The organism is Ochrobactrum teleogrylli (assembly GCF_037482325.1).
GTDB lineage: Bacteria > Pseudomonadota > Alphaproteobacteria > Rhizobiales > Rhizobiaceae > Brucella > Brucella teleogrylli.
In genome coordinates, this window is sequence record NZ_JBBHKQ010000001.1 from 1,251,801 (window position 1) to 1,277,498 (window position 25,698).

Below are 25,698 nucleotides of genomic sequence, written 5' to 3' on the forward strand. Positions count from 1 at the left end.
TTAATGATTGACGAGACGGGTTAAACCAATTTAGATCGATCTAAATTTGGTTGGTCTGGAGGAAGACCAGTCAATTCGCCGACCGGGAGGTTCCAGCATTGTACAATTTCAATTTCGCGCCCGTGTTCGCGTCGATGGACAAGCTGCTTCTCGGCGCCTGGCAAACGATTGAGCTTTCCGTCGCCGCGATGGTGCTCGGGCTGGTCGTTTCCATTGTGTGCGCCTGGGGCAAGACATCCGGCTCGAAGCCGGTGCGCTTCGTCATCGACGCCTATATCGAGATCATTCGCAACACGCCGTTTCTGGTGCAGATTTTCTTCATCTTCTTCGGTCTGCCTTCGGCGGGCTTGCGCCTGTCGCCCAACAGTGCGGCGCTTTTGGCGCTGGTGGTGAATTTCGGCGCCTATGGCACGGAAATCATCCGCGCAGGCATCGAGTCCATCCATAAGGGGCAGGTGGAGGCGGGCACCGCGCTCGGGCTCTCGCGCCTGCAAGTCTTCCGTTACATCATCATGAAACCGGCGCTGCGTACGGTCTATCCATCGCTGACCAGCCAGTTCATCTATCTGATGCTGACGTCGAGCGTCGTGTCGGTGATTTCGGCCAATGAACTCGCCGCCGCCGGTAACGATCTCCAGTCTGCGACCTTCGCCAGCTTCGAGGTCTATATCGTCATCACGCTCATGTATCTCGTCATGTCCATCGGTTTTTCGGCGGTGTTTTCGCTGATCGAGAAACTGGCGTTCAAATATCCCCTGAGCCGATAGGAGCAAGGCCATGATCAGACCTTTCGGCTGGAACGAATTTCTCATTATCGTCTATGCGGCACAGTGGACCATCGCGCTTTCGGCCATCGCCTTTGTGGGCGGCGGCATTGGCGGCATGATCGTGGCGCTGATGCGTGTGTCGGATAATCGTGTCCTGCGCTATATCGCGCTTGGCTTCATCCGGCTGTTTCAGGGCACGCCGCTTCTGATGCAGCTTTTTCTGGTGTTCTTCGGGCTCAATATTTTCGGCCTTGGCATCAATCCGTGGATTGCCGCGGCCATCGCCTTGACCCTGCATGCCAGCGCTTTCCTCGGTGAAATCTGGCGCGGTTGTATCGACGCGGTGCCGCCCGGCCAGCGGGAAGCGGCAACGGCGCTCGGCCTGCGCTACTACAACCGCATGCGCTATATCATTTTGCCGCAGGCTGCACGCATTTCGGTTGCGCCAACGGTGGGCTTCCTTGTGCAGCTGATCAAGGGCACCTCGCTTGCCGCCATTATCGGCTTTACCGAACTGACGCGTCAGGGCCAGATCATCAACAATGCAACCTTCAGCCCTTTCATGGTCTTCGGCACGGTGGCGGTTGTCTATTTCATTCTGTGCTGGCCGCTTTCGATACTGGCCCGCAACATGGAAACCAAATTTTCTCGCGCAACCGCTCGGTAATCGGGGGCTTTTGTCGAGATAAGAGCACATCCCGAAAAGTGTGAAACGGTTTTCGGATAAGATGTGCGTCAAAAAGGGATTAGAGCGCGCTCTAATCTGCCGGCGAGGAGTCCGGTCTAACAATAGGGAAGGGAAAAACATGAATATCACCAGACGTATAGCGATGACACTGATCGGCGCGGGCGCGCTTGCCACTGCCTTTGCGCCAGCCGCATTCGCGCAGACCGTCGAAGGCATCAAGTCGGCGGGTACGATCAAGATCGGCATGCTGGTCGATTTTCCGCCATTCGGCATCATGAACACCAGCAACGAGCCGGACGGCTACGATGCCGATGTGGCCAAGTTGCTCGCTGCCGAGCTGGGTGTAAAGGCGCAGATCGTGCCGGTCACCGGCCCGAACCGCATTCCATATTTGCAGAGCGGACAGGTTGACGTGCTGGTGGCTTCGCTGGGCATCACCGAAGAACGCGCCAAGAGCGTCGATTTCTCCCAGCCTTATGCCGGTATTTCCATCGGCGTTTTCGGGCCGAAGGATGCCGCAGTCGCCAAGCCGGAGGACCTGTCAGGCAAGACCATCGGCGTGGCGCGTGCCTCGACGCAGGATACCGCAGTAACCAAGGTTGCGCCGAAAGATGCCAATATCCGCCGCTTCGATGACGATGCCAGCGCCGTGCAGGCTCTCCTGTCGGGTCAGGTCGATTTGATCGGTCTTTCCAATGTCGTTGCCGCCGAAATCGAAAAGGCAGCACCGGGCCGTTACGAGCAAAAAATCCAGCTCAGCCAGCAGGTGCAGGGCATCGCGGTGCGTAAGGGTTCGACTGAAATGCTCGAATTCGTCAACAAGTTTATCGAGAAGGTGAAGGGCGACGGCGAGTTGAATAAGATCCATGAAAAATGGCTCGGTTCTCCACTGCCGGATTTCGTTTCCAAGGCGAAGTAATTTTTGATCGGCGCCATGCCCCGCATTGGCCGGGCATGGCCGCAAACGCCGCATCAGGCGATCACGTTCAGCAAAGCGAGTTCTCGACATGACTAAGACGGCTCAGAACACGGCTCACGGGGCATCGCAGGACTCCGGTACTGCGGTGCTGATGGAAGGCGTCAACAAATGGTATGGCACCTATCACGCGCTGCGAAATATCAATCTGACTGTGGCGCGCGGTGAACGCATCGTCATTTGCGGTCCGTCCGGCTCGGGCAAGTCGACGCTGATCCGCTGCATCAACCAGCTTGAAACCATTCAGGAAGGGCGCATCGTTGTCGACGGCTTCGACCTCACGGCGGGCGGCAAGAATGTCGATATCATCCGGCAGGAAACCGGCATGGTGTTCCAGCAGTTCAACCTTTTCCCGCATATGACCGTTCTGGAAAACTGCACGCTGGCACCGATGAAGGTGCGCGGCGTCGCCAAAGCGGAAGCCGAAAAGACGGCGCGCAAGTTTCTGGAGCGCGTGCGCATTCCCGAACAGGCGGACAAATATCCTGCCCAACTTTCCGGCGGTCAGCAGCAGCGCGTGGCGATTGCACGCGCATTGTGCATGAATCCGAAGATCATGCTTTTCGATGAGCCGACTTCGGCGCTCGATCCGGAAATGGTCAAGGAAGTTCTGGACACCATGATCGATCTCGCCAGAGAGGGCATGACCATGCTCTGCGTCACCCACGAAATGGGCTTTGCGCGACAGGTCGCCGACCGGGTGATCTTCATGGATCAGGGTCAGATTCTCGAAATGGCGGAGCCGGAAGAATTCTTCGGCAATCCGAAGCATGAGCGGACAAGAGCTTTTATCGGCCAGATTTCCTGACCGCCCGAAATGATATGTTCTGACGCATGGCGCGAAAGCTATTTCCCACCTTTCGCGCTGTGTTCCCCCCAATCTGGAACTGGAGTTTGACGTGACGAACGAAATTCTGCTCGTGGAGCCGATGATGCCTGCAATAGAGGAGCGGCTCGATGCGGCTTACAAGGTTCACCGGCTTTACCAGGCGGACGAAAAAGCGGCGATCGATGCGGCTTTGGGTTCGATCCGCGCGGTAGTGACCGGCGGTGGCTCGGGACTGTCGAATGAATGGATCGAGCGTCTGCCATCGCTTGGCCTGATTGCCATCAACGGTGTCGGGACGGATAAGGTCGATCTGCCCTTTGCGCGTGGCCGCAATGTGCATGTGAGCACGACCCCGGGCGTATTGACCGACGACGTTGCCGATACCGGTATTGCTCTGATGCTGGCGGTTCTGCGCCATGTAGCGCTTGGCGATAGATTTGTTCGCGAAGGCAAATGGGCTGAACGTCAGGCCTTCCCGCTGGGCACCAGCCCCAAGGGCAAGCGCATCGGCGTTCTCGGCCTTGGCCAGATCGGCAAGTCGCTGGCAAAGCGCGCCGAGGCTTTCGGCATGGAGGTGCATTACTGGAACCGCTCGCCGGTGACGGGTGCGAACTGGATCGCCCATGCATCGCCGGTGGAACTGGCTGAACACAGCGATGTTCTGGCGGTTTGCGTGGCGGCCAATGCCTCCACGGCCAATATCGTCAATAAGGATGTGCTGGCGGCGCTTGGCAACAAGGGCTACCTGATCAATGTCGCGCGCGGCACGGTCATCGATGAGGACGCGCTTCTGGCCGCACTCAAGGATGGCGTCATTGCCGGTGCCGGTCTTGATGTCTTCGTCAACGAGCCGACAATCCGCGAAGAGTTCTTCACTGCTCCCAACACCGTTTTGATGCCGCATCAGGGCAGTGCAACTGTCGAAACGCGCATCGGCATGGGTGAGCTGGTGCTTGCCAATTTGCAGGCCTATTTCGCAGGCGATGTTCCGCCCACCAAGGTAAATTGAGTTTTCCGATGATTGTCAGACAGGCTTTCTTCGAAGGCGCTATTCATGCCGGGCGCGAGGATGCGTTCAAGGCTTATGTCGCGAAAACCCTGATGCCGATGTGGCTTCAGTTTCCTGGCATCCGCGATGTGCGCGTGCTTTACGCCGTGGAACGGGACGAAGGCGCGCCATCCTACCCGATGGTGCTATGGACGGTGTATGACAGCCGGGAAGCATTGGCGGAAGCGCTTGCTTCACCCATCCGCTATGAAAGCCGGGAGGCCACCAAGGGCCTTTTGGCCATGTTCGACGGCCATATCCACCACCATGTTTTCGACCTCGCTCTGGTGGGCGAGGTGACGGGTTAAACGCACTTCGGCCAGCGCTGGATGCGCTGGCCGAGTGAGTCTCTCTTAGCTTTTTGTTATTTGTCCAAGCGGTAAAATTTGCAGTTTCGCCCCGATATTCGAGTATATGAGGATGTGATCACATAGATGTGATCACATAGACGATAGCGGGCTGGATTTGGCCATTTTCCGGCATTTGGCGGGCAGTTTCTTTACCGGAGGCGCGGCTTTGCGGCCCTGAATTCCCTCATGTTTTGCACAGCTAGGGTACAAGTTATTTGAACTGTTCTAGTCTGGTGTGTATCGAGCGCTATGTTTTTCTTAATCGCGCCATGCGGTTTCATTTCAGAAAAGCATCCCTCCGTCTTACCCACCTAACTGGCAGGAAACGACAATGACTGACCTCCCCGGATATCCGAGTCGTCGCAGTTTTCTGAAAGCCTCCGCAGCAAGCGTCATGCTTTCAGGACTGGCTGTCTCAGCCCAGGCTGAACCGAAGACGCCCCCGGTTCCGCTCGAAGACTATGAACGCCAATATTTTAACGATCTCGAATGGGCATTTATCCTTGCCGCGACGGCGAGGCTGATCCCGTCGGATGGCGATGGCCCCGGTGCCCTTGAAACCCGCGTCCCTGTCTTCATCGATCTCCAGCTTGCCGGAGATTATGGCCGTGCCGATGACTGGTACATGGTTGGTCCGCACGATCCGTCGGCTGATCCGACCCGCGGCTGGCAGACCCCGCTCAACCCGGCGCAGATTTACCGTCAGGGCATCCCGGCCTTCAATGGCTGGTGCGAGCAGAAATATAGCGCCGCTTTTACCGCTTTGACCCCTGAACAGCAGGATGAAGCGCTGACCGCTCTTCAAAAGGGCGAGGTTGGTTTGCAGCCGGAACTGCGCGAGTTCTTCGCGCTGCTGCTCCAGAACACCAAGGAAGGCTATTTCGCCGACCCGATGTATGGCGGCAATCACGGCATGCAGGCCTGGACCTATATCGGCTTCCCCGGTGCGCGCGGCAGCTACAAGGAATGGGTTGAGCGCTACAATGTGGCCTACCCGCTGGGTCCGGTTTCGATCAAGGGCGAAAGGGCTTAACCATGGCACGTCAGGAAAAGAAGAAAGACGTGGTCATTGTCGGCCTCGGCTGGACCGGCTCCATTCTGGCAATGGAACTGGCGCAGGAAGGCCTTGACATCGTCGCGCTGGAACGTGGCCACGATCAGAATACCGTGCCAGATTTCAAATATCCGAACATGATCGACGAACTGAAATACGGCGTGCGTCTGAAGATGATGCAGCGCGCCAGCCAGCAGACCGTCACCGTGCGCCGCCATGCGGATGAAAACGCGCTGCCTTACCGCAGCTTCGGTTCGTTTCTGCCGGGCAACGGCGTGGGTGGTGCGGGCACGCACTGGAACGGCCTTAACTGGCGTCCGCAGGCCGAAGAACTTAGACTGCGTTCTCACGTGCGCGAGCATTGGGGCGAGCAGATCATCCCGGAAGACATGCTTCTGGGCGATTATCCTGTCACTTATGACGAGATGGAACCCTTCTTCGACCGCTTCGAGCGCGTCGCCGGTATTTCCGGCAAGGCCGGTAACATCAAGGGCAAGATCGTTGAGGGCGGCAACCCGTTTGAGGGCTGGCGTTCGAACGAATACCCAATGCCCCCGATGAAGACGACCTGGGACGGTCGCAAATTTGCCGATGCGGCAAAAGCCGCCGGTTACCACCCGTTCCCATCGCCGGGGGGCATTGCTTCGACGGCCTATGTCAATGAATATGGCATGCAGATGGGACCGTGCAATCATTGCGGTTTCTGCGAGCGCTATGGCTGCTATCAATATTCGAAGTCGTCGCCGCAAACGACGATTCTCGATGCGCTGAAGCGGATGCCAAACTTCTCCTATCGCACGGAATCGGAAGTGTTGCGCGTTGAAATGGCCCCGGATGGCAAGACCGCAACCGGCGTAACCTATTTCGACGACAAGACGCAGGAAGAAGTCTTCCAGCCTGCCGATCTCGTCATTTTGTCGTCGTTCCAGCTGAACAATGTGCATCTGGCGCTGCTGTCGGGCATCGGACAGCCTTACGATCCGGCAACGGGCGAAGGCGTGACGGGCCGTAACTACGCCTATCAGCTGACCGGCGGCGTGACGCTGTTCTTCAAGGATGAGGAATTCAATCCGTTCATCGGCACGGGCGCCAACGGCATGTGCATCGATGATTTCGGCATCAACCAGATCGATTTCGGTCGTGAGGGCTTCATCGGCGGCGCCTATTGGCGCACGGGCCAGACCAACGGCCAGCCGATCCGTAGCATGACGTTGCCTTCCGGCACGCCCGGCTGGGGCGCTGGCTGGAAGAAGGCGATTGCCGAATGGTATGGCCATTCGATGAACATCGGCACCCATGGTTCCGTCATGTCCTACAAGACCAACCATCTCGATCTTGACCCGACCTACAAGGATCCGCACGGTCGTCCGCTGATGCGCATGACCTTCAACTGGAATCCGAATGATATCCGGATGACCCAGTTCATGAAGACCAAGGCGGAAGCGCTGGCCAAGACCATGAACCCGGACCTGATACAGTCCTCCTTCAAGAAGGAAGGTGCGCAGTTCGATGTTCGTCCCTATCAGACGACGCATACGACCGGTGGGCACATCATGTCGGAAAATGCACGTGAGGGCGTCGTCAATCGCTTCTCGCAGGCATGGGACAAGCACAATGTGTTCATGCTTGGCGCGGGTAACTTCGTGCAGAACACCCAGTACAACCCGACCGGCTTGCTCGGCGGCCTTGCTTACTGGACCGCACATGCGATCCGCACGCAGTATCTTTCCAATCCGCGTCCGCTGGTTTGAGGAGAACGGTGATGAAAACTTTTCTTCGCATAATCGGTGTTCTCCTCGTTCTCGGTATCGTCGCGCTGCTGGCATTCCTGTTCGTTCCCGTTCAGCTTACCAAGCCGACGAAGGAACTAGCCGCTGACTGGAAACCAGCCAAGGGTCAGGGCGAATATGTCATGTATGCGTCCGACTGCATGGCCTGCCATACGGCCGATGGCGGCAAGCCGTTTGCCGGTGGTCGCGCCATTGCAAGCCCGATGGGCACTATCTGGACGACCAATATTACGCCGGACAAGGAAAGCGGCATCGGAAACTGGACGCTCGATCAGTTCCGCGCCGCGCTCTATGACGGTATTCGCGCCGATGGCGCGCATCTTTACCCGGCCATGCCTTACGAAAACTATCGCAAGCTGACCGAAGAAGATGTTCGTGCTCTCTACGATTACTTCATGCACGATGTGCAGCCGGTGAAGAACGAGGTCCAGCAGACCGAACTGGGCTTCCCGTTCAATATGCGCTTCGGCATCCGCGCCTGGAACTGGCTCGCGCTGACGCATAAGGCTGGCTTTACGCCCGCGGGCAAGAACGAGGTGCAGGAGCGCGGCCAGTATCTGGTCGAAGGTCCGGCGCATTGTGCGGCCTGCCACAGCCCACGCAACAGCTTCATGGCGCAGGATGGTGTCAGTGCGGGCGACAAGAATTTCCTGTCGGGCGGTGTCATCGACGGTTGGAACGCGCCTGCGCTGCGCGGCCCGCAATCGGCTCCACAGAAATGGTCGGTCGAGGAAATGGCCACCTATCTCGCAACGGGTCGCAATTCCTATTCGACCGCAAACGGCGAAATGGGTCTGGTGGTCGAGCATTCACTCCAGCACCTGACGGATGCCGACAATCTCGCGATTGCTGCTTTCCTCAAGGGTGTCGATGGGGCGACTGTCGAGGTTCCGCAGAGCTTCGCTGCCAAGGTTTCCACGGCGCTTCCGGCAGCACCTGCCGATGCCGCTGGCGAAGCAACCGCGAAGATGCTGACGGAAGCCTCTCCGGACATGCCGGTGGGTGCGCGTCTTTATCTCGACAATTGCGCTGCATGCCACTTCGTGACCGGCAAGGGTGCACCGGGAATTTTCCCGGAACTGGCTGACAATGATCTGGTGACAGGTTCGGAAGTGAAGCCGCTGATCTCGGTCATCCTGCACGGTGCCGAAGTGCCTTCGACGGCAAAGCGTCCGATGCGTCTTGTGATGCAGGGCTATGCCGATCGCCTGACGGATCAGGAAGTGGCGGACCTCGCCTCCTTCGTTCGCTCCGCATGGGGCAACAAGGCGAGCGCGGTTTCGGCTGGTGATGTGGCTGCGGTTCGCAAGAGCGAAGCAGCAGCGCACTGATCTGTCGCAGAATTTGCAGAAGAAGAGGCGGCGGCGCGAAAGCTCCGCCGCCCTATTTCTTTCGGGCTGGCTTTGCGCTGTTGAGCGTGATGGCGGCGCGAACGAGCGCGGTGAGCGCATCGGCGTCGATCTCTTCGCCTTCACGAATATCGATGGCCCGGCGCACATTGCCTTCGAGACTGGAATTGAACAGACCGCTTGGGTCGTCCAGCGATGCACCTTTGGCGAAAGTCAGTTTGACGACCTGCTTATAGGTCTCGCCTGTACAGATGATGCCGTCGCGCTCCCATACGGGTACGCCGCGCCATTTCCATGTTTCAATGATTGCCGGGTCGGCTTTGGTGATGATGGCGCGAACTTTGGCCAGCGTTTCGCCTCTCCAGTCGGCAAGCTCCGCGACGCGCTTATCGATCAGGCGCGAAGCGGAGATGTTTTCATCAGCTGTCGGCATTTTGTTCATTTTCGGTCCTCCTCCATTCCACCCGCGAGGATGTTAGAACACGGGAAGCCGAAAAATGAAACGGCTTTGCATTAGGCGCCCTTATGCTTCAGCGCCAGAATTTCTTGGCGTCGAGAACATCGTCGAGCGCCGTCTGCGCCTTTTCGATCAGCTGTTTTTTATCGGCATGGAAGATCAGCTTCTGAGCCTCCGGCGTTTCTTCAATGCCGTATTGTTTCAGCACATCGTGGCCGATGGCCAGATCGTTGAGCGCACCCAGCCGGTCTTGCAGCGCTTCCATTGCCTTGTTGAAATTCTTGTACCGGCGCAGCCCCCGCTTGTCGGCAAAGAGTGGTGCGAAGAATTCTGCCGCATAACGCAATTTCTTCGCGTCTTTTCGAGCCTCATGCCGGTGTTCATCGTCGATTTCAGCAAGGTCGCGACCGTGCTTCTTGAGCTTCTTGCGCATCCGGTCGAGCGCTTTTGCGGCAAAATCTTCGACGGGCTTTCCACCGTCGGGATGTTTGGCATAGTCACCGCAGAGCAACCATTCGTTGAAGTCGAGCATCAGCGCTCGGCTGCGATCCGACGCAAGTGCTTCGACGATTTTGGCATAGCTGCCCTTGCGGGCGGTCTCCAGTTTTTCCCACAGTTCTCCATCGGCGGCCTTCAGCAGAAGCACATCCAGATTGCGGGCATCGCCGAGTGTGTTGGCCAGCCAGCGGAATTCGTCCGAAAATCGCTTTGCATTTTCATCCAGCAGGGGTTTGAAAAGTGACAGCGCCGAGCGCAGCCGCCGGATGGCAACGCGCGCCTGATGCAGGCTGCCCGCATGTCCCTTTTGCAGCAGCAAGGTCTCGTTCAGCCGAAACTGCCGAAAGCAGGAAAGCGCAATCATGCGGAAACCTTCATCCGCAGTCAGGCGCGGCTCCAGACCGATTGCTTCGGCCTTGGCGGCATTGCGCATGGCCGACAATAAACGGTAGCCGCGTTCCGATTTGGATTGAACGCCAATCTTCACCGGAACGATTGCGTTGACCTTGCGGGCGAGGGCGAAAAGCTGGCGTGGATCGCCGCCTTTCAATTCCAGTTCGATCTCGTGAAAGGGCGCCTGCCTGTCACCCGCCATGACGATTCCGGCATCGGCAGCCACTTCGATCCTGGAGGTGCCTTCAGTCAGGTTCCAGATGCGGCGGTTGGTGACAACTTCAAACTGCACGACAAGATCGCGTTCGATCGGGCCGAAGCGGTTGAGAAGTGGGCTGTTATAGTCGAACACGGGCGTGGTTGTTCGCGCCGGGGTTTCCCATTCGGAACGGGCGAAAAGCGAGGCGTTGGAGCCGGTCGCCTTTACGGTCTGGATGGTTTTCTCGCCGGAGCGGCGGATGCGCAAGGTGAAACCATGATCGAAAAGCCGGCAATCGCCAGTGTCGAAATAAACCGAGTGCAATTCCCGCGTGGCGGCAGGCTGCCCCAAAAAGCTGGAGAGAGCGATCTTTTCGAGATCGGCAGGGGAAATTTCGAGTTTCAGTTCGATTTCGGTCAATGGCGAACTCCTTATAGCCAGCCCCGACGACGCCTGTTCCGACTAGCTAATAGAAACTTCTGTCAGTCTCATGACGAAGATTATGCCAGATTCACTTGAACCTCGCCTATGATGTTCTGTGTATTGGCTCTATCAGCTGTTTTCAGGAACCCGCGTGGCGGAATCTCTTAAGATCAGTTCAACCGGCCAGAGTTCGTGGATCTCGGTCGCGGCGCGACCGTCGAGAATGTCCATCAGAAGATCGGCGCAGCGTTTGCCCGCCGCCCGCATGGATGAGCGCGTGGCCGCCAGCGACGGCACCATATTTTCGGCACTGAGGAAGGAGATAACATCGTCATGGGCGATGACTGAGATATCCTTGCCGATGGTCAGCCCGAACGAGCGCGCCGCGCGATAGATGCCAAGCGCCGTCATCATCGATCCGGCAACAAAGGCGGTCGGGCGCGGGTTGCGCTCCAAGAGCTTGAGTGCAAGGCGATAGCCGATTTCGTCGGTAAAATCGCCATGCTCCACCAGATCGGGATCGAAGGGAACGCCTCTGCTTTCCAGCGCCTTGCGATAGCCTTCGTCGCGGTGGAGCGAAAATGTGAAGCCATAGCGCCCGTTGATCATCGCGACACGGCGATGCCCAAGATCCAGCAAATGCGCCGTCGAGCGACAGACCGCGCCTTCATTGTCGATATCCAGCCAGGCATGCGGAATGTCGGTTTCCGAACGTCCATGCACCAGAAACGGCATGCCGAGTTCATGCAGCAGCCGAATCCGCTCATCATCCGGCTTCGGTGAGGTCACGATGATTGCATCGACCCGGCGACTTGTGGCGAGGCGGCGGCAAATCTGAACTTCATCATCCGTACCATTGTGGGAAATTGGGCTGACGAGAATATCCACCTCATCCTGACTGAGCCGCTCGGCCATGCCGCGCATGAATTCTGCAAAATGAAATTCGCTGTTGCGCCCCATCACGACGCCGATGGCTCCGGCACGTCCGGTTGCAAGCCTGACCGCATTTTCATTGGGGCGATAACCGAGACGAACGGCTTCATCCATCACCCGCTTGCGCGTGCTCTCGGCGACTTCAGGATAGCCGCTTAATGCACGACTGACGGTCGTGGCTGAAAGCCCCAGTTGTTTGGCAAATTCACGAAGTTTCATTTGGCATGTCGAGTTGAGAGGCGGGCAAGGCGGCGGGATTATAGCCGCTTCCTTGCGATTAACAATCGGCGTGCCCGTCGCAAAGCGACGTGGCTGATTATCATTGTGCTATAAATCCAAACCGCTTTCAAGTTTGTTGCAAAAAGAAGCATCAAACCGCGTTCGCGTCAGGCGCGCGAGGCCATCGTCCGACGAACGTGTCTTTCTCAAGATATTGAAAGATATAGAAATATATGAAGAGGTCCAAACACTGTTCATTTTGCGAGAATCTGTTGCTTGACAGAAATGCGGTCCTCTGCAACTTTTTGCTATCCAAACCGTTTTCGATTTTGAACAACCGCTTACAGAATGGATGGGAGGAGGGAACAATGAAATCAATAAAGGGAATGCTCGCGGCCTGCGTGGCTTTGGGCCTTGCGACAGTCAGCGCACAGGCGGTGGAAATTTCGCTCGCTGCCAATTCGACGGGCAACAACATCAAGTTCTTGCAGGACCAGATCGTCAAATTCGAGAAGGATACGGGCAACAAGGTCAATATCGTTTCGATGCCGCCGTCATCGAGCGAGCAGTTCAGCCAGTATCGCCTGTGGCTGGCGGCAGGCAATGCAGATATCGACGTCTATCAGACCGATGTGGTCTGGGCACCGCAATTGTCCGACCAGTTTGTTGACCTCACCGAGGCAACGAAGGATGTTACTGCTGCGCATTTCCCATCGATCATTGCATCGCAGACCGTCAATGGGAAGCTGGTCGCGCTGCCGTTTTATACGGATGCGCCCGCCTTGTTCTACCGCAAGGATCTTCTCGAAAAATACGGCAAGACGGTTCCCAAAACCTGGGATGAAATGACGGCGACCGCCAAGGAAATCATGGATAAGGAGCGGGCCGACGGCAAGTCCGATCTCTGGGGGTTTGTCTTTCAGGGCAATGCCTATGAAGGGCTGACCTGCAACGCGCTTGAATGGATCAAGTCGTCGGGCGGTGGCCAGATCGTCGAGGCCGACGGCACGATTTCGATTAATAACGAGAAGGCCGCCGCAGCCATCGACCGCGCCAAGGGCTGGATCGGATCGATCTCGCCGCAAGGCGCGCTGGCCTATCAGGAAGAGGAATCGCGCGGTGTCTGGCAGACCGGCAATGCGGTCTTCATGCGCAACTGGCCCTATGCCTATGCGCTGGGCAACAGCGCCGATAGCGGCGTGAAGGGCAAGTTCGACGTTGCTCCACTGCCTGCTGGCGCCGATGGAGATGCACCATCCTCCACACTTGGCGGCTGGAATCTTGCAGTGTCCAAATATTCGACCAAGCAGGAAGCAGCCATCGCTCTGGTGAAATATCTGGCCTCGCCGGAAGTGCAGAAGGTGCAGGCGGTCGAGATTTCGCGCCTGCCGACCATCGAAGCGCTTTACGACGACAAGGATGTCATTGCGGCGCAGCCTTTCATGGCCAATTGGAAGCCGATTTTCCAGAATGCCGTTCCGCGGCCATCGGCTGCGACGAAGGTGAAGTATAATGAAGTGTCGTCAAAATTCTGGACGGCGGTTCACAAGACACTCTCCGGCAACGGAACGGCTGCGGAGAATCTCGAAATGCTTGAGGTCGAGCTGACCGAGCTGGAAGGTTCCGGCTGGTAAGGACCGATCAAGCCGCGTTCGGGTTGTCCTCCCAAGCCCCGCCCATCCCCTAGGTGGGCGACCCGAACGCTCATATTCCTCTGGGCAGGACCAAGAGCTGGATCATGACAGAGACTTCTTCCGATCGTGCGGAGGCCGCGCCGTCAAAGCTGCGCGTGCATTCCGATCTGCGCAGCCAGCGCATCCGGTCTGCATGGGTGTTTCTCGCCCCGACATTGTTCGTGCTGGCGCTGGTGGCCGGTTGGCCACTGCTTAGAACCATTTATTTCAGCTTCACCAATGCCTCGCTGACCAGCCTTGGCACAGCAGAGTTTGTCGGCTTCAATAATTATCTGTCCTGGGTGACGCTCAAGAGCGGCCGTACCGTCTATCGTGGACTTTTGGCCGACCCGGCATGGTGGGGCGCGGTCTGGAACACGGTAAAATTCACGCTGCTTTCGGTCAGTCTGGAAACGGTGTTCGGACTGATTGTAGCGCTGGTGCTCAACGCCAATTTTCCGGGGCGCGGTCTGGTGCGCGCGGCGATCCTGATCCCGTGGGCGATCCCCACAATCGTCTCGGCCAAGATCTGGCACTGGATGCTCAACGACCAGTTCGGCATCCTCAATCATATCCTGCTTAACCTCGGCCTTATCAGCCAGAAAATCGCCTGGACCGCCAATCCGGACACAGCAATGATCGCGGTTTTGATTGTCGATGTCTGGAAAACCACGCCCTTCATGGCGCTGCTTATTCTGGCGGGTTTGCAGATGGTGCCAACGGATATTTACGAGGCGGCCAGGATCGACGGCGTGCATCCGCTGAAAGTGTTCTGGCGCGTGACGCTGCCGCTGATCCGTCCGGCGCTGATGGTGGCGATCATCTTCCGCATGCTGGATGCGCTGCGCATTTTCGATCTTATCTATGTGCTGACGCCCAACAATGCACAGACAAAAACCATGTCGGTCTTTGCGCGTGAAAATCTGTTCGATTTCGACAAATTTGCCTATGGTGCGGCGGCATCGACAATGCTGTTCCTCATCATCGCTGGCATCACCTTGCTCTACATGTTCTTCGGACGTGTGAACATCACCAGCAAGGGAGACTAGAAGATGCGATACATAAAGTTAGCTGGCTTCTATCTTCTGGTGGCGATCATCATTCTGGTTGCGGTGTTCCCTTTCTATTATGCGATCATCACCAGTGTGAAATCGGGAACGGCGCTATTTCAGGTCGATTATTGGCCAACCAATTTCTCGATTGAAAACTATACCAGTGTGCTGACCCAGGGCAGCTTCCTGCGCAGTCTCGGCAATTCGCTGCTGGTGGCAACAGTTGTGGTGGCGATCTCGCTTCTGTTGGCGATAACGGCGGCCTATGCGCTGGCGCGGGTTCGTTTCAGGGGCAGGGGGCTTTTGCTGCTCACCATTCTTTCGGTGTCGATGTTCCCCCAGATTGCCGTGCTGGCCGGTCTGTTCGAGCTGATCCGTTTCTTGGGCATTTTCAACACGCCGCTGGCGCTGATCTTCTCCTACATGATCTTCACTTTGCCTTTCACGGTGTGGGTGCTCACCACCTTCATGCGCGATCTGCCGGTGGAGATCGAGGAAGCCGCCATCGTCGACGGCGCGTCGCCTTGGGTCATCATAACGCGGGTGTTCATGCCGTTGATGTGGCCCGCCTTGGTGACGACAGGTCTGCTTGCCTTCATCTCTGCATGGAACGAGTTCCTGTTCGCGCTCACCTTCACCTCGTCCGGCGGCCAGCGCACTGTGCCGGTGGCTATCGCGCTTCTGTCCGGCAGCAGTCAGTTCGAAATTCCCTGGGGCAACATCATGGCGGCTTCGGTCATCGTCACGGTCCCCCTCGTCATCCTCGTGCTCATCTTCCAGCGGCGGATTGTCTCCGGTCTGACGGCGGGTGGCGTAAAGGGCTAGGAGTATAGTCATGGCAGAACTTCAACTGCGCGATGTGCGCAAGTCTTTCGGCAACTTCGATGTCATCAAGGGCGTGGATATGGATATCCGCCCCGGCGAATTCATGGTGTTTGTCGGTCCATCGGGTTGCGGAAAATCCACCTTGCTGCGTTTGATTGCCGGGCTGGAGGAGATCACGTCCGGCAGTCTTGCCATTGACGGAACCGTGGTCAACAGCTTCACCCCGTCGAAGCGCGGTATTGCCATGGTGTTCCAGTCCTATGCGCTTTATCCGCATATGACGGTCTATGAAAACATGGCCTTCGGCATGCAGCTTGCAGGTAAAAGCAAGGACGAATGCAAGAGCCGCATTCACAAGGCTGCGGAGATGCTGCAACTGACGCCCTATCTGGAGCGGTTGCCGCGCCAGCTTTCCGGCGGCCAGCGCCAGCGCGTGGCCATCGGCCGGGCCATTGTGCGCGATCCCAAGGTTTTCCTGTTCGACGAACCCTTGTCCAACCTCGATGCGGCGCTACGTGTGGCTACAAGGCTTGAGATCGCCAAGCTCCACCAGAGCATGGAAGACACCACCATGATCTATGTGACGCATGATCAGGTGGAGGCGATGACGCTGGCCGACCGCATCTGCGTGCTGCGCGATGGACGTGTGGAGCAGGTGGGGACGCCGCTTGAGCTTTACGAAAAGCCGAACTCGCTTTTCGTCGCCGGGTTCATCGGATCGCCGAAGATGAATTTCCTGACCGGCCAACATGCCGAGCCTTTCGGTGCTCATACGGTGGGTTTGCGTTCGGAGCATCTCGCCGTTGTGCCGGAAGGCGGCCACTGGACCGGTCAGGTGATCCACACCGAAATCCTCGGTTCCGACACCTATGTCTATATCGATCTTGGCCTGGAGGAACCGCTGGTGGTCCGCGAAAGCGGTGTCGCGGTGCGCAAATCCGGCGAGACGCTCTCGGTTTCCCCCGCAGGGGACAATATTCATCGCTTCGATGAAAAGGGCCGCGCCGTTTGACGCCGACCTCCCAAGCTCAATGAGATGAAACAACCGGGCCGTGATGCCCGCAGCAAGGAGAATATCCGTGCCTATTCGCACAATCGTCTGGGGTGAGAACATCCACGAGCAGATCAACGAAACGGTGCGTTCGGTCTATCCGAACGGCATGCACAACACGATTGCCGATGCGTTGAATACCGATAGCAGCATTCAGGCAACCACCGCTACCTTGCAGGAGCCGGACCATGGCTTGCCGGAAGCGCGTCTGGCCGAGACCGATGTACTGGTCTGGTGGGGGCACAAGGATCACGGTGCCGTCAGCGATGAGGTGGTGGAGCGCGTGGCCAGGCGCGTCTTCGAAGGTATGGGGCTGATCGTGCTCCATTCCGGCCATTTCTCCAAAATCTTCAAGCGGGTCATGGGCACGCCCTGCGCGCTGAAATGGCGTGAGGCGGGCGAGCGCGAGCGCGTCTGGGTTGTCAATCGCGGCCATCCAATCGCGCAGGGACTGGATGAGAATTTCGTGCTCGAGAACGAAGAAATGTATGGCGAACAGTTCTCCGTGCCGGAGCCGCTGGAAACGGTGTTCATTTCGTGGTTCGCCGGCGGCGAAGTGTTTCGCTCCGGCATGACATGGCGGCGCGGCGCAGGCAATGTGTTCTATTTCCGCCCCGGACATGAAACCTATCCGACCTATCACGATGCCAATGTGCAAACCGTTCTGCGCAATTCGGTCAAATGGGCGTACAATCCGCAACCGGCATGGACGGGCATCCACACCGCGCCGAATGTTCCGGTCGAAAAAGCGCTGGAGCCGATTGTCGAGCGTGGACCCAAGCTGCACAAGGCCGGTGAAGCCGGTTATCGCTGAGGTGCATGATGCGTCTTCTTATTCTGGGTACTGGCGGCATGGCGAAAAACCATGCCGAAGCCTTCGGGGCGATCCATGGCGTAGAGGTTGTCGCGGCCTGTGATGTGTCGGCAGAGCGCGTCGATGCCTTTTCGGAAAACCACGACATTCACAACCGCTTCACGCGGCTTGAGGATGCGCTGGAATGGGGCCGTTTCGATGCGGTCGCCAATGTGACGCCGGACGCCATTCATCACCCGACCACGCTGGCGCTGGTCGGCGCGGGCAAGCATGTCTTTTGCGAAAAGCCGCTGGCGGAAAGCTATGAAAAGGCCGCCGAAATGGCCGATGCTGCCGAGCAGGCCAATGTCGTCAATATGGTCAATCTGACCTATCGCAATGTTGCGCCCTTGCAAAAGGCGCGCGAAATGGTGCTGGCCGGAGAGATCGGACAGGTGCGCCATTTCGAGGCGTCCTATCTGCAAAGCTGGCTGGTGTCGAAGACATGGGGCGACTGGAAGACCGAGAGCAAATGGCTCTGGCGGCTTTCCACGCGCCATGGGTCGAATGGTGTTCTGGGCGATGTCGGCATTCATATCCTCGACTTCGCATCCTATGCCATCGGCAGCGATGTGCAGCGGGCGTCCGCTCGACTCAAAACTTTCGACAAGGCGGAAAACGACCGTATTGGCGAATATGTGCTGGATGCCAATGACAGCTTCGTCATGATGGCGGAATATGCCAATGGTGCGCTGGGTGTCATTCATGCCAGCCGCTGGGCGACCGGCCATTTGAACGAGCTGCGCCTGCGCATCCATGGCGACAAGGGCGCATTGGAAGTGCTCCACACACCCACCGGATCAAGCCTGCGCGGTTCTATCGGCGAGGATATCGAAACGCCGGTCTGGCGGGATATCGATGCCGGTATCGTTGAGACGAACTATCAGCGTTTTGCCCGTGCCGTGGCTGACGGTGTCGGGCTGGAGCCGAGTTTCCGCCATGCCGCCAACCTGCAACGCGTGCTCGATCATGCCATGGTCGTGGACAAGCCCTTGCCGGAAGTGGTCGAAAACTGACCATCGTAACGCCGGTCTGTCGCAAACAGGTCGGCGTTTTGCTCCTGGCAATCTCTCTACCGCAGAGTGCGGGATATTTCCGCCTGTGCCGCTTTCAGCGCCGGAAGATAACGTGTGATGACGTCGACCATCGGTTCATCGGTCAAAGCCAGCCCGACATTCAGCGCCGCAACCACTTTGCCATGAAAATTGGTCAGCGGCACCGCCATGGAGCGCAGGCCGATTTCCACTTCCTGATCAATGCCTGCATAGCCCTGCTCGCGGACGCGGGCCAGTTCTTCCATGATGCGTGCCAGATCGGTTTCCGTCCGGGGCGTGCGGGCGATGCGCTGGCTCGCATTCAGCGTTTCAAGCGCCTCTTCATGAGGCAAGGCCGCCAGCAGCACCCGCCCCATCGAGGTGCAATAGGCTGGCAATCGCGATCCCGGCATCAGCATCACCGACATGACGCGCTGCTGCGCCGCACGGGCGACATAGACGATCTCTGTCTCATCAAGAATGGAAACGGAGGTGCTTTGGCGGATTTCATCCGACAGGCGGTCGAGAAAAGGCTGCACGATACGCGGAAGCGGCATCGAGGCGAGGCATCCTGTGCCAAGCCGCAGGATGCGCGGTGTCACCGTAAAATATTTGCCGTCATAGGCACAATAACCAAGCTCGGCCAATGTCAGCAGGCAGCGCCGCGTTGTGGCGCGATCATAACCGGAAATCTCCGCTGCATCGGAAATGCTGAGCCTCGGATGATCGAAGGTGAAAGCCTCGATAACCTTCAGGCCTTTGGCCAGCCCGCCCATCATGTCGCGATCCTTGATCTGCACGCAGGCAATCTCCGTATTTGTGCGATTATCGAACAAAGTAAGCATAACGCACAAAACCATTGTGGTCGAGGGGGCATCGTTTTATTCAATCTGGAGCGCATTATTGAAAGACGGTTCCCAAATTTTCGGCATGCGTACTGCCCGGCCCGAGTTTGGCGCTGCGGTCGTCTGAGGAGAAAAATATGGACAAGACAATAGGAAGCCTTGCGGAAGCGGTTGCCGGGATCGGCGATGGCGCGACCGTGATGATCGGCGGGTTTGGTGGATCGGGCGCGCCGATCGAGCTTATTCATGCGCTGATCGACAAGGGGCCGAAGAATCTGACGGTCATCAACAACAATGCTGGTAACGGTCGCATCGGCATTGCCGCCATGATCGACGCGGGACTGGTCAGGAAGATGATCTGTTCGTTTCCGCGTTCGTCCGATCCGCGCGCCTTCACGGACAAATATCTGGCTGGTGAAATCGAGCTTGAGCTGGTTCCGCAGGGAACGCTCGCCGAACGCATCCGCGCTGGTGGCGCTGGCATCCCGGCCTTCTATACGCCAACTGCCTATGGCACTGAGCTTGCCGAGGGCAAGGTGATCGCTGAATTCGATGGCCGCTCTTATGTGCAGGAACGCTGGCTGAAGGCCGATTTCGCGCTGATCAAGGCGCATGTGGCTGATATTCACGGCAATCTCAATTACCGCATGGCGGCGCGCAACTTCAATCCGCTGATGTGCATGGCTGCCGGCAAGACCATCGTGCAGGCGTCGCAGATCGTGCCGCTCGGCGGCATCGAGCCGGAGAACATCATCACGCCGGGCATCTTCGTCGACAGCATTGTCGAGGTTACAAACCCGCAGCAGGAAGAAGAACTCATTCGGGCAGGAGTGGCCTACGTATGACCGTCGATACTCGTGAGGACATCAAGCTTTCCAACGCCCAGATCGCCTGGCGCGCGGCGCAAGATATTGCCGACGGCGCTTATGTGAATCTTGGGATCGGTTTTCCCGAAATGGTTGCCCGCTATCAGCCGGAAGGCCGCGAGGCGATCTTCCACACCGAAAACGGCATTCTCGATTTCGGCGAAGCGCCGCCGGAAGGTGAGGAAGACTGGGATCTCATCAACGCAGGCAAAAAGGCTGTGACGCTGAAGCCAGGTGCTGCCTTCTTCCACCATGCCGACAGCTTTGCCATGGTGCGCGGCGGCCATCTCGATGTGGCGATCCTCGGCGCCTATCAGGTTGCGCAAAACGGCGATCTCGCGAATTGGCGCGTTGGCGCCAAGGGTGTGCCTGCCGTCGGTGGCGCGATGGACCTCGTCCATGGTGCCAAGCAGGTAGTGGTCATCACCGAGCACGTCACCAAAAAGGGCGAGCCGAAGCTGGTGGAAAAATGCGCTTTTCCGCTGACGGGCGTTGGCTGCATCACCCGCATCTATACCAGCCATGCGGTGATTGACGTTGATAAGGGCCGCTTTGTGCTGCGCGAAAAGCTTGCCGCGATGACGCTGGAAGAGCTACAGGCTATGACCGGCGCTAAGCTGCATATCGATGGCCCTGTCGCCGATCTCGTTGTTCCAGAATTGTGAGGCCTGTCATGACCGAAGCCTATATTTGCGATTATATCCGTACTCCCATTGGTCGTTATGGCGGCGCGCTTTCTGCAGTCCGTGCCGACGATCTCGGTGCCGTTCCGTTGAAAGCACTCATGGCGCGCAACACGTCGGTCGATTGGGAAGCCGTCGATGATGTCATCTTCGGTTCGGCCAATCAGGCAGGCGAAGACAACCGCAATGTCGCGCGTATGTCGCTGCTGCTGGCCGGTCTGCCGGTTGGCGTTTCTGGCACCACGATCAACCGTCTGTGCGGTTCGGGCATGGATGCGGTCATCGCCGCTGCCCGCGCGATCAAGGCAGGCGAAGCGGAACTGATGATTGCCGGTGGCGTCGAAAGCATGAGCCGTGCGCCTTTCGTCATGCCGAAGGCCGACAGCGCCTTTTCGCGCAAGGCGGAAATCTTCGATACCACCATCGGCTGGCGCTTCGTCAATCCGCTGATGAAGAAGCAATATGGCGTCGATTCCATGCCGGAAACCGGCGAGAACGTTGCCGAAGACTATAAGGTCTCGCGCGCCGATCAGGATGCATTTGCCGTTCGCAGCCAGAACAAGGCCGCTGAGGCGCAGGCCAATGGCCGTCTGGCCAAGGAAATAGTGGCGGTCACCATTCCGCAGCGCAAGGGTGATCCTGTCGTCGTGGACAAGGACGAGCATCCGCGTGCCACCAGCATCGAAGCGCTGGCCAAGCTGCCGACGCCTTTCCGCGAAGGCGGTACGGTCACGGCAGGCAATGCGTCGGGCGTCAATGACGGTGCGGCCGCATTGATCGTTGCTTCGGAAGCAGCGGTGAAGAAATATGGCCTCACGCCTATCGCCCGCGTTGTGGGTGGTGCGACGGCTGGTGTGCCGCCGCGTGTGATGGGCATCGGCCCGGCTCCGGCAACCAGGAAGCTCAGCGCCCGTATCGGTATTGCGCCTGATGCTTTCGATGTGATCGAGCTGAACGAAGCTTTCGCATCGCAGGGCCTCGCCGTGCTGCGTGAGCTGGGCATTGCCGACGACGACAGCCGCGTCAATCCGAATGGCGGCGCGATTGCGCTTGGTCACCCGCTCGGTATGTCGGGTGCGCGCATTGCGGGCACCGCGGCGCTGGAACTGTCGCTGAACGGCGGCAAATATGCGCTGGCTACCATGTGCATCGGAGTCGGTCAGGGCATTGCCATCGCGCTCGAACGCGTTTGATCGAACTTCTTCATCTCCAGCGAGGTTGTGAAGCAGCTTTGCTGGAGATGTGCGGGAATGATGGCGGAAGGAAATGGGGGTCGAACCCACCAGAGACCGTCTATCAGCCCCTCCCGGATTTGAAGTCCGGACATGCCACCGGGCATGCATCCCTTCCAGATATTGAATTCATTACATAAATTCGTATCAGGCGACGGTAGCGGCGGGCAGTTTGCTACCCAATTGCTACCATTTTATTTTCCCTTCTTTCCTACAGCACGGGTAATCATCGCGTCAATCTGGGCGGCAGCATTGGCTTGCATCCCTGGCATGACATGGCTGTAAAGGTCGAGCGTGATCGCGATTGTAGAATGTCCGAGGCGCTCGCTTGCGATCTTCGGATGCACCCCTGCTGCCAGCATCTGGGTAGCATGGGTATGACGCAAATCGTGAAGCCGGATCGGGGGAAGGTCGAGGCCTTTCCGCAGTCTATTCCATGCGTCTGTTAGCTTGCGCGGCTCAAGAGCTTCGCCTTGCTCATCGGCAACAATAAACGTCTCATCGGTGAGGCGAACACCCAGCGGCAATAGCTCCTCGGCCTGACGCGCTCTATGCGCCTTCAATGCAGCCGCGACCGAAGCCGGAATATCGACAACGCGGCCTTTACCCGACTTCGGTTCCTTGTAATGAACCTCTTTGTTCGTCTGCTCTGCGCTCTCAAGCACGAACAGCCGAGATCCTTCGAAGTCTATGTGCTTCCACCGGAGGGCTGCAATTTCCCCGCGCCTCATTCCGCACATCACGGCCAGCAGCACAGTCATGTGAAGTCGTTTACCTTCGACCGCCTTCAACAGTGTGGCTGTCTGGTTGGCGTCATAAGCGCCCATAGGCTTCCGAACCTGCTTCGGTGCCTTCGAAGTCGTGGCCGGGTTCCTCAGTAGCAATTCCCATGTGACGGCCTGACCAAGCGCCATGACAAGCACGCGGCGAATATGCCGGACTGTCACCTTTCGCCAGGGCGCCCGACCGAGTTTGCAAATGGCGCTTGGCAATACGACCAGCCCGACCCGGTTGGTGCCCGGTATTACGTCTCGCGGCGGTCACGACCTAATCCGCATTTTCAGGAGAAAATCCATGACTGTTTTGTCCGACTACGTGTCGGGAACGATTTCGCTCGCCAACGGGTCAGTGACCGTCACCGGCACAGGCACGCTGTTCGATGTGGCAAAGTCCCGTGAAGGCGACACGCTTCAAATCCAGAACCTGACGGCTGTCATTGCCAGCGTGGACAGCGATACGCAACTGACGCTTACCGAACCTTGGACCGGCACGAACATAGTTGATGGCGTCTATCGCGCTCGATACCTGCCTGATGGTGCGCGTGTCGCGGCCCAGACCAGCACGCTGATCGAACTGCTCGGAAACGGTGTTCTGGCGGGGATTGCTGAACTCGGCGTCGAGGAAGGCAAGGCGCTTGTCGGCGGGCCGACGGGTGAGTACGAGTTGGCCGAATTGGTTCAAGACCCGAACGGCAGTCTTGGCAAGCTGGCAGCACTGACACTTGCGGCGCGCCAGATAATGCAGACAGATCAGACAGGGGCGTTAAAGCAAATTGCTCTTGCTGCAAATAAGTTTCTGCGAACGGATGCAAACGGTGATCTCGCGCTAAGCGATCTTGGAGCGGCAGCAATAGCGTTGCTCAATCTGTCTGGCACTGCCGCTGCTGATCAGCTTCCTTATCTTACGGGGGCAAATGGGGCTGGTCTGACGACATTAACGTCCTTTGCTCGCACGTTCCTTGGATCAGCGAATGGGAGTGCTGCCGTCTCAGCGCTCGGGATTACGGTGTCAGCGCAATCAACCAGTTCAATGTCAATTATATTCCCCAACGGTTTTAAGATGTGTATGGGAACGATTACGCCTACTACTTTGAGCAGTGGTGGATTTTACATAACCATTCCCGTAGCTTTCACTTATAATCCAACGTCATGTAGAATTATGCCCGGCGGTCTCGATACGAACAAAATAATCTATAGCAACTATAGAAATAATTGGTCTAACAAACAGGTATTCGTACATGCTTGGTACAGTGCAACAAACGCAGCTGCCGCATCAATTACCAATCGTGTTGATTACTTTATAACGGGGTTCTGAAATGATTATTCGAGCTACCCTCAACGCGGAAGGTTTCGCAACGGGTTTTTACCCGGATAATGTCTGTCCCTCTGGCTTCCCCGATGACGCAATAGAGATTACGTTCGAACAGTACTCTGATCTTCTTGATAACCAAGGGCTGCGCAAGTGGGAAAACAGTCAGGTCATTGAATATGCACCACCCGCCGTCGAGCCTGTCACGATCATACCCGCCGTTACTCTCTGGGAACGCATGACTGATGAAGAGGCCGAACAGGTCAATGCTGCCATGGCAACCCAGCCTTTCCGCACTCGGCAAATCTTCCTGACGGCGAGCACGTTCCGGTCAGATCACGAGCTTTGGCCGTTGCTGAAAAGCATGGCTACCGGTCTTTTCGGAGAGGAAAGGGCAGCTGAATTGCTAAATTCATTTTGATTTCAGCTAGTTGGTTTATTTGGAGGAGTTAGTTTGTCGCGGATTTTTATAAATGGCTGTTCTATCAAAATATACGGGATGTACGAAAGAATGATCGCCGCAATGATCATCACGAAATAAAGAATAGGCCCCCGATATTCTGGAAAGAAGCGGATCGAGTAACTGAACATCAGCATATGCCAGAGGTAGAGACTGTAACTGACTTTGCTGATGTACGTGATTGCGCTTTTCGCAATAATTCCAAGAGAAGGGCGACGAAAATAGAAGACGAGCACAATTGACGCGGCACTTAACCCCGTAACGATGTAGCCTGCTACATCATGATACCAACGTGGGAGCATTGGCGTAGGAAGGCCAAGCAAGGAGCCGGAATAACGGTAAAGGTCCGCAGCAAAAAGCAGGCAAGCTACAATCACAAGCAAGGGCCACAACTGTTGAAACGTGTCTCGGACGCGTTTGATTTGAATGAGATAGGCGATAAGTACTCCATAAGCCATCCCGTCGAAACGAAACGGGTTAACACGGATAGAGATCGGTTCTGAGCCTGCGTAATGCTGATGTACGCGGACGACTATCGGAATGAGTATGGCGGCCAAGATCGCGATCAGCATTCCTCGCTTCTTGAAAAAACATGAAGCGGCCAAAGCCCCCAGCGGGAACAGAATATAGAACCATTCTTCCACGGCGAGCGACCAAGATACCGGAACAACACCTTGATTGTGGTTTATGGGCCATTGAAGCAATATGAAGTCACTGAATTGAACCCGCCCATAAACTATCCAGAAAAACAAAAGAATGAAAAAATAAGCGGGTAGAGTTCGCATCCAACGGCGGAACCAGAAGCGTCCAAAACTGTATCCGGTTACTCCTTGGTTGAACATTTTTATGAGGATGGAGCCGATAAGAAGCCCGGATAGAGCAAAGAATAGTTCTACACCGAACCATCCTCCAAAGGTGAGCGCCATGTTGTTGTCAGGGGAAACAAGCGCCTGTCGAGCATGACTTATCAAAACCATTGTGATCGCCGCTGCGCGTACGATATCTAGGCCAAAATTTCGAGTTTCTGAGAAATCAGACACGCACATCACCCTCCAATGCGGCT

General features: G+C 57.1%; 26 protein-coding genes and 1 tRNA gene. 20 read left to right on the top strand and 7 right to left on the bottom strand.

Features of this window, described 5'->3' with window-relative positions; all coding sequences use genetic code 11:
* The first annotated feature begins 98 nt into the window (after nt 1-98).
* The 9 genes from WIX40_RS05770 to WIX40_RS05810 all read left to right on the top strand — a co-directional run bounded on the left by WIX40_RS05770 (nt 99) and on the right by WIX40_RS05810 (nt 8,833).
* Entirely contained in the window at nt 99-767 is a 669-nt protein-coding gene (locus WIX40_RS05770; RefSeq protein WP_109366898.1) for an amino acid ABC transporter permease, read from the top strand.
* Nucleotides 768-777: 10 nt separating this feature from the next.
* Nucleotides 778-1,434: an amino acid ABC transporter permease gene (locus WIX40_RS05775; RefSeq protein ID WP_109366899.1), complete on the top strand. Its 657-nt coding sequence runs from the start codon at nt 778-780 to the stop codon at nt 1,432-1,434.
* 139 nt (nt 1,435-1,573) lie between these two features.
* Nucleotides 1,574-2,374 carry a transporter substrate-binding domain-containing protein gene (locus WIX40_RS05780; protein WP_109366900.1) on the top strand — a complete coding sequence of 267 codons (801 nt, stop codon included), beginning with the start codon at nt 1,574-1,576 and terminating at the stop codon, nt 2,372-2,374.
* 88 nt (nt 2,375-2,462) lie between these two features.
* Nucleotides 2,463-3,239 (top strand): amino acid ABC transporter ATP-binding protein, encoded by a 777-nt coding sequence (locus tag WIX40_RS05785; RefSeq protein WP_109366901.1) that lies wholly within the window; start codon nt 2,463-2,465, stop codon nt 3,237-3,239.
* Between the two features lie 79 nt (nt 3,240-3,318).
* Nucleotides 3,319-4,269, top strand: a complete 951-nt coding sequence (locus tag WIX40_RS05790) for a 2-hydroxyacid dehydrogenase (protein WP_339440952.1) — start codon at nt 3,319-3,321, stop codon at nt 4,267-4,269.
* 8 nt (nt 4,270-4,277) lie between these two features.
* Nucleotides 4,278-4,616, top strand: coding sequence for an EthD domain-containing protein (locus WIX40_RS05795; RefSeq protein WP_109366903.1), 339 nt, complete (start codon nt 4,278-4,280; stop codon nt 4,614-4,616).
* 373 nt (nt 4,617-4,989) lie between these two features.
* Nucleotides 4,990-5,691, top strand: coding sequence for a gluconate 2-dehydrogenase subunit 3 family protein (locus tag WIX40_RS05800; protein WP_140024681.1), 702 nt, complete (start codon nt 4,990-4,992; stop codon nt 5,689-5,691).
* Between the two features lie 2 nt (nt 5,692-5,693).
* Nucleotides 5,694-7,463, top strand: a complete 1,770-nt coding sequence (locus WIX40_RS05805) for a GMC family oxidoreductase (protein ID WP_109366905.1) — start codon at nt 5,694-5,696, stop codon at nt 7,461-7,463.
* Nucleotides 7,464-7,474: 11 nt separating this feature from the next.
* Nucleotides 7,475-8,833: a c-type cytochrome gene (locus WIX40_RS05810; protein WP_339439141.1), complete on the top strand. Its 1,359-nt coding sequence runs from the start codon at nt 7,475-7,477 to the stop codon at nt 8,831-8,833.
* A gap of 52 nt (nt 8,834-8,885) precedes the next feature.
* On the opposite strand, the gene WIX40_RS05815 is transcribed toward WIX40_RS05810, so the two are convergent.
* From WIX40_RS05815 to WIX40_RS05825, 3 genes are all read right to left on the bottom strand, one after another.
* Complete coding sequence (locus WIX40_RS05815; RefSeq protein WP_140024683.1) at nt 8,886-9,293, bottom strand: DUF1801 domain-containing protein; 408 nt, start codon at nt 9,291-9,293, stop codon at nt 8,886-8,888.
* Nucleotides 9,294-9,381: 88 nt separating this feature from the next.
* Nucleotides 9,382-10,818, bottom strand: coding sequence for a CYTH and CHAD domain-containing protein (locus WIX40_RS05820; RefSeq protein WP_339439143.1), 1,437 nt, complete (start codon nt 10,816-10,818; stop codon nt 9,382-9,384).
* Between the two features lie 132 nt (nt 10,819-10,950).
* The gene (locus WIX40_RS05825) at nt 10,951-11,973 is read right to left on the bottom strand and encodes a substrate-binding domain-containing protein (protein WP_339439144.1); all 1,023 of its coding nucleotides are present in this window, start codon (nt 11,971-11,973) and stop codon (nt 10,951-10,953) included.
* 368 nt (nt 11,974-12,341) lie between these two features.
* On the opposite strand from WIX40_RS05825, the gene WIX40_RS05830 reads away from it, so the two are divergent.
* The 6 genes from WIX40_RS05830 to WIX40_RS05855 all read left to right on the top strand — a co-directional run bounded on the left by WIX40_RS05830 (nt 12,342) and on the right by WIX40_RS05855 (nt 18,443).
* Nucleotides 12,342-13,607, top strand: coding sequence for an ABC transporter substrate-binding protein (locus WIX40_RS05830; protein WP_339439145.1), 1,266 nt, complete (start codon nt 12,342-12,344; stop codon nt 13,605-13,607).
* Nucleotides 13,608-13,711: 104 nt separating this feature from the next.
* Nucleotides 13,712-14,695, top strand: coding sequence for a carbohydrate ABC transporter permease (locus WIX40_RS05835; RefSeq protein ID WP_339439146.1), 984 nt, complete (start codon nt 13,712-13,714; stop codon nt 14,693-14,695).
* A gap of 3 nt (nt 14,696-14,698) precedes the next feature.
* Nucleotides 14,699-15,523 (top strand): carbohydrate ABC transporter permease, encoded by an 825-nt coding sequence (locus WIX40_RS05840; protein WP_171317995.1) that lies wholly within the window; start codon nt 14,699-14,701, stop codon nt 15,521-15,523.
* A 10-nt stretch (nt 15,524-15,533) separates the two neighbouring features.
* The gene (locus WIX40_RS05845) at nt 15,534-16,535 is read left to right on the top strand and encodes an ABC transporter ATP-binding protein (RefSeq protein WP_171317996.1); all 1,002 of its coding nucleotides are present in this window, start codon (nt 15,534-15,536) and stop codon (nt 16,533-16,535) included.
* Nucleotides 16,536-16,602: 67 nt separating this feature from the next.
* The gene (locus tag WIX40_RS05850; protein ID WP_339439150.1) at nt 16,603-17,388 is read left to right on the top strand and encodes a ThuA domain-containing protein; all 786 of its coding nucleotides are present in this window, start codon (nt 16,603-16,605) and stop codon (nt 17,386-17,388) included.
* A gap of 8 nt (nt 17,389-17,396) precedes the next feature.
* On the top strand, nt 17,397-18,443 hold the full coding sequence (locus WIX40_RS05855) for a Gfo/Idh/MocA family protein (RefSeq protein ID WP_339440954.1): 1,047 nt from the start codon (nt 17,397-17,399) through the stop codon (nt 18,441-18,443).
* 56 nt (nt 18,444-18,499) lie between these two features.
* On the opposite strand, the gene WIX40_RS05860 is transcribed toward WIX40_RS05855, so the two are convergent.
* Nucleotides 18,500-19,237: an IclR family transcriptional regulator domain-containing protein gene (locus tag WIX40_RS05860; protein ID WP_210261470.1), complete on the bottom strand. Its 738-nt coding sequence runs from the start codon at nt 19,235-19,237 to the stop codon at nt 18,500-18,502.
* 206 nt (nt 19,238-19,443) lie between these two features.
* Between WIX40_RS05860 and WIX40_RS05865 the strand changes: the two genes are divergently transcribed.
* Genes WIX40_RS05865 through pcaF form a run of 3 tightly spaced genes read left to right on the top strand, consistent with a single transcriptional unit; the run spans nt 19,444 to nt 22,048 of the window.
* Complete coding sequence (locus tag WIX40_RS05865; protein WP_109366916.1) at nt 19,444-20,151, top strand: 3-oxoacid CoA-transferase subunit A; 708 nt, start codon at nt 19,444-19,446, stop codon at nt 20,149-20,151.
* On the top strand, nt 20,148-20,837 hold the full coding sequence (locus WIX40_RS05870) for a CoA transferase subunit B (protein WP_109366917.1): 690 nt from the start codon (nt 20,148-20,150) through the stop codon (nt 20,835-20,837). The genes WIX40_RS05865 and WIX40_RS05870 overlap by 4 nt, the downstream gene beginning before the upstream one ends.
* A gap of 8 nt (nt 20,838-20,845) precedes the next feature.
* Entirely contained in the window at nt 20,846-22,048 is a 1,203-nt protein-coding gene (pcaF, locus tag WIX40_RS05875) for a 3-oxoadipyl-CoA thiolase (RefSeq protein WP_140024690.1), read from the top strand.
* 61 nt (nt 22,049-22,109) lie between these two features.
* On the opposite strand, the gene WIX40_RS05880 is transcribed toward pcaF, so the two are convergent.
* Both WIX40_RS05880 and WIX40_RS05885 read right to left on the bottom strand, forming a co-directional pair.
* A tRNA-Sec gene (locus WIX40_RS05880) sits at nt 22,110-22,205 on the bottom strand.
* Nucleotides 22,206-22,281: 76 nt separating this feature from the next.
* Nucleotides 22,282-22,914 carry a site-specific integrase gene (locus WIX40_RS05885; protein WP_339439152.1) on the bottom strand — a complete coding sequence of 211 codons (633 nt, stop codon included), beginning with the start codon at nt 22,912-22,914 and terminating at the stop codon, nt 22,282-22,284.
* A 247-nt stretch (nt 22,915-23,161) separates the two neighbouring features.
* On the opposite strand from WIX40_RS05885, the gene WIX40_RS05890 reads away from it, so the two are divergent.
* Nucleotides 23,162-24,181, top strand: a complete 1,020-nt coding sequence (locus WIX40_RS05890; protein ID WP_339439154.1) for a hypothetical protein — start codon at nt 23,162-23,164, stop codon at nt 24,179-24,181.
* A gap of 1 nt (nt 24,182) precedes the next feature.
* On the top strand, nt 24,183-24,596 hold the full coding sequence (locus WIX40_RS05895; protein WP_339439156.1) for a hypothetical protein: 414 nt from the start codon (nt 24,183-24,185) through the stop codon (nt 24,594-24,596).
* Between the two features lie 2 nt (nt 24,597-24,598).
* Here the strand turns inward: WIX40_RS05895 and WIX40_RS05900 are convergent, their stop codons facing one another.
* Complete coding sequence (locus WIX40_RS05900) at nt 24,599-25,675, bottom strand: acyltransferase family protein (RefSeq protein ID WP_339439158.1); 1,077 nt, start codon at nt 25,673-25,675, stop codon at nt 24,599-24,601.
* Nucleotides 25,676-25,698: the final 23 nt, after the last annotated feature.

What these genes read in the sequence shown, in the direction of transcription:
- WIX40_RS05775 (WP_109366899.1), top strand. Translation starts at nt 778, where the DNA reads ATGATCAGACCTTTCGGCTGGAACGAATTTCTCATTATCGTCTATGCG.
- WIX40_RS05780 (WP_109366900.1), top strand. Translation starts at nt 1,574, where the DNA reads ATGAATATCACCAGACGTATAGCGATGACACTGATCGGCGCGGGCGCG.
- WIX40_RS05785 (WP_109366901.1), top strand. Translation starts at nt 2,463, where the DNA reads ATGACTAAGACGGCTCAGAACACGGCTCACGGGGCATCGCAGGACTCC.
- WIX40_RS05795 (WP_109366903.1), top strand. Translation starts at nt 4,278, where the DNA reads ATGATTGTCAGACAGGCTTTCTTCGAAGGCGCTATTCATGCCGGGCGC.
- WIX40_RS05800 (WP_140024681.1), top strand. Translation starts at nt 4,990, where the DNA reads ATGACTGACCTCCCCGGATATCCGAGTCGTCGCAGTTTTCTGAAAGCC.
- WIX40_RS05805 (WP_109366905.1), top strand. Translation starts at nt 5,694, where the DNA reads ATGGCACGTCAGGAAAAGAAGAAAGACGTGGTCATTGTCGGCCTCGGC.
- WIX40_RS05810 (WP_339439141.1), top strand. Translation starts at nt 7,475, where the DNA reads ATGAAAACTTTTCTTCGCATAATCGGTGTTCTCCTCGTTCTCGGTATC.
- WIX40_RS05815 (WP_140024683.1), bottom strand. Translation starts at nt 9,293, where the DNA reads ATGAACAAAATGCCGACAGCTGATGAAAACATCTCCGCTTCGCGCCTG.
- WIX40_RS05825 (WP_339439144.1), bottom strand. Translation starts at nt 11,973, where the DNA reads ATGAAACTTCGTGAATTTGCCAAACAACTGGGGCTTTCAGCCACGACC.
- WIX40_RS05830 (WP_339439145.1), top strand. Translation starts at nt 12,342, where the DNA reads ATGAAATCAATAAAGGGAATGCTCGCGGCCTGCGTGGCTTTGGGCCTT.
- WIX40_RS05835 (WP_339439146.1), top strand. Translation starts at nt 13,712, where the DNA reads ATGACAGAGACTTCTTCCGATCGTGCGGAGGCCGCGCCGTCAAAGCTG.
- WIX40_RS05840 (WP_171317995.1), top strand. Translation starts at nt 14,699, where the DNA reads ATGCGATACATAAAGTTAGCTGGCTTCTATCTTCTGGTGGCGATCATC.
- WIX40_RS05845 (WP_171317996.1), top strand. Translation starts at nt 15,534, where the DNA reads ATGGCAGAACTTCAACTGCGCGATGTGCGCAAGTCTTTCGGCAACTTC.
- WIX40_RS05855 (WP_339440954.1), top strand. Translation starts at nt 17,397, where the DNA reads ATGCGTCTTCTTATTCTGGGTACTGGCGGCATGGCGAAAAACCATGCC.
- WIX40_RS05860 (WP_210261470.1), bottom strand. Translation starts at nt 19,237, where the DNA reads ATGGGCGGGCTGGCCAAAGGCCTGAAGGTTATCGAGGCTTTCACCTTC.
- WIX40_RS05865 (WP_109366916.1), top strand. Translation starts at nt 19,444, where the DNA reads ATGGACAAGACAATAGGAAGCCTTGCGGAAGCGGTTGCCGGGATCGGC.
- WIX40_RS05870 (WP_109366917.1), top strand. Translation starts at nt 20,148, where the DNA reads ATGACCGTCGATACTCGTGAGGACATCAAGCTTTCCAACGCCCAGATC.
- pcaF (WP_140024690.1), top strand. Translation starts at nt 20,846, where the DNA reads ATGACCGAAGCCTATATTTGCGATTATATCCGTACTCCCATTGGTCGT.
- WIX40_RS05885 (WP_339439152.1), bottom strand. Translation starts at nt 22,914, where the DNA reads ATGGGCGCTTATGACGCCAACCAGACAGCCACACTGTTGAAGGCGGTC.
- WIX40_RS05890 (WP_339439154.1), top strand. Translation starts at nt 23,162, where the DNA reads ATGACTGTTTTGTCCGACTACGTGTCGGGAACGATTTCGCTCGCCAAC.
- WIX40_RS05895 (WP_339439156.1), top strand. Translation starts at nt 24,183, where the DNA reads ATGATTATTCGAGCTACCCTCAACGCGGAAGGTTTCGCAACGGGTTTT.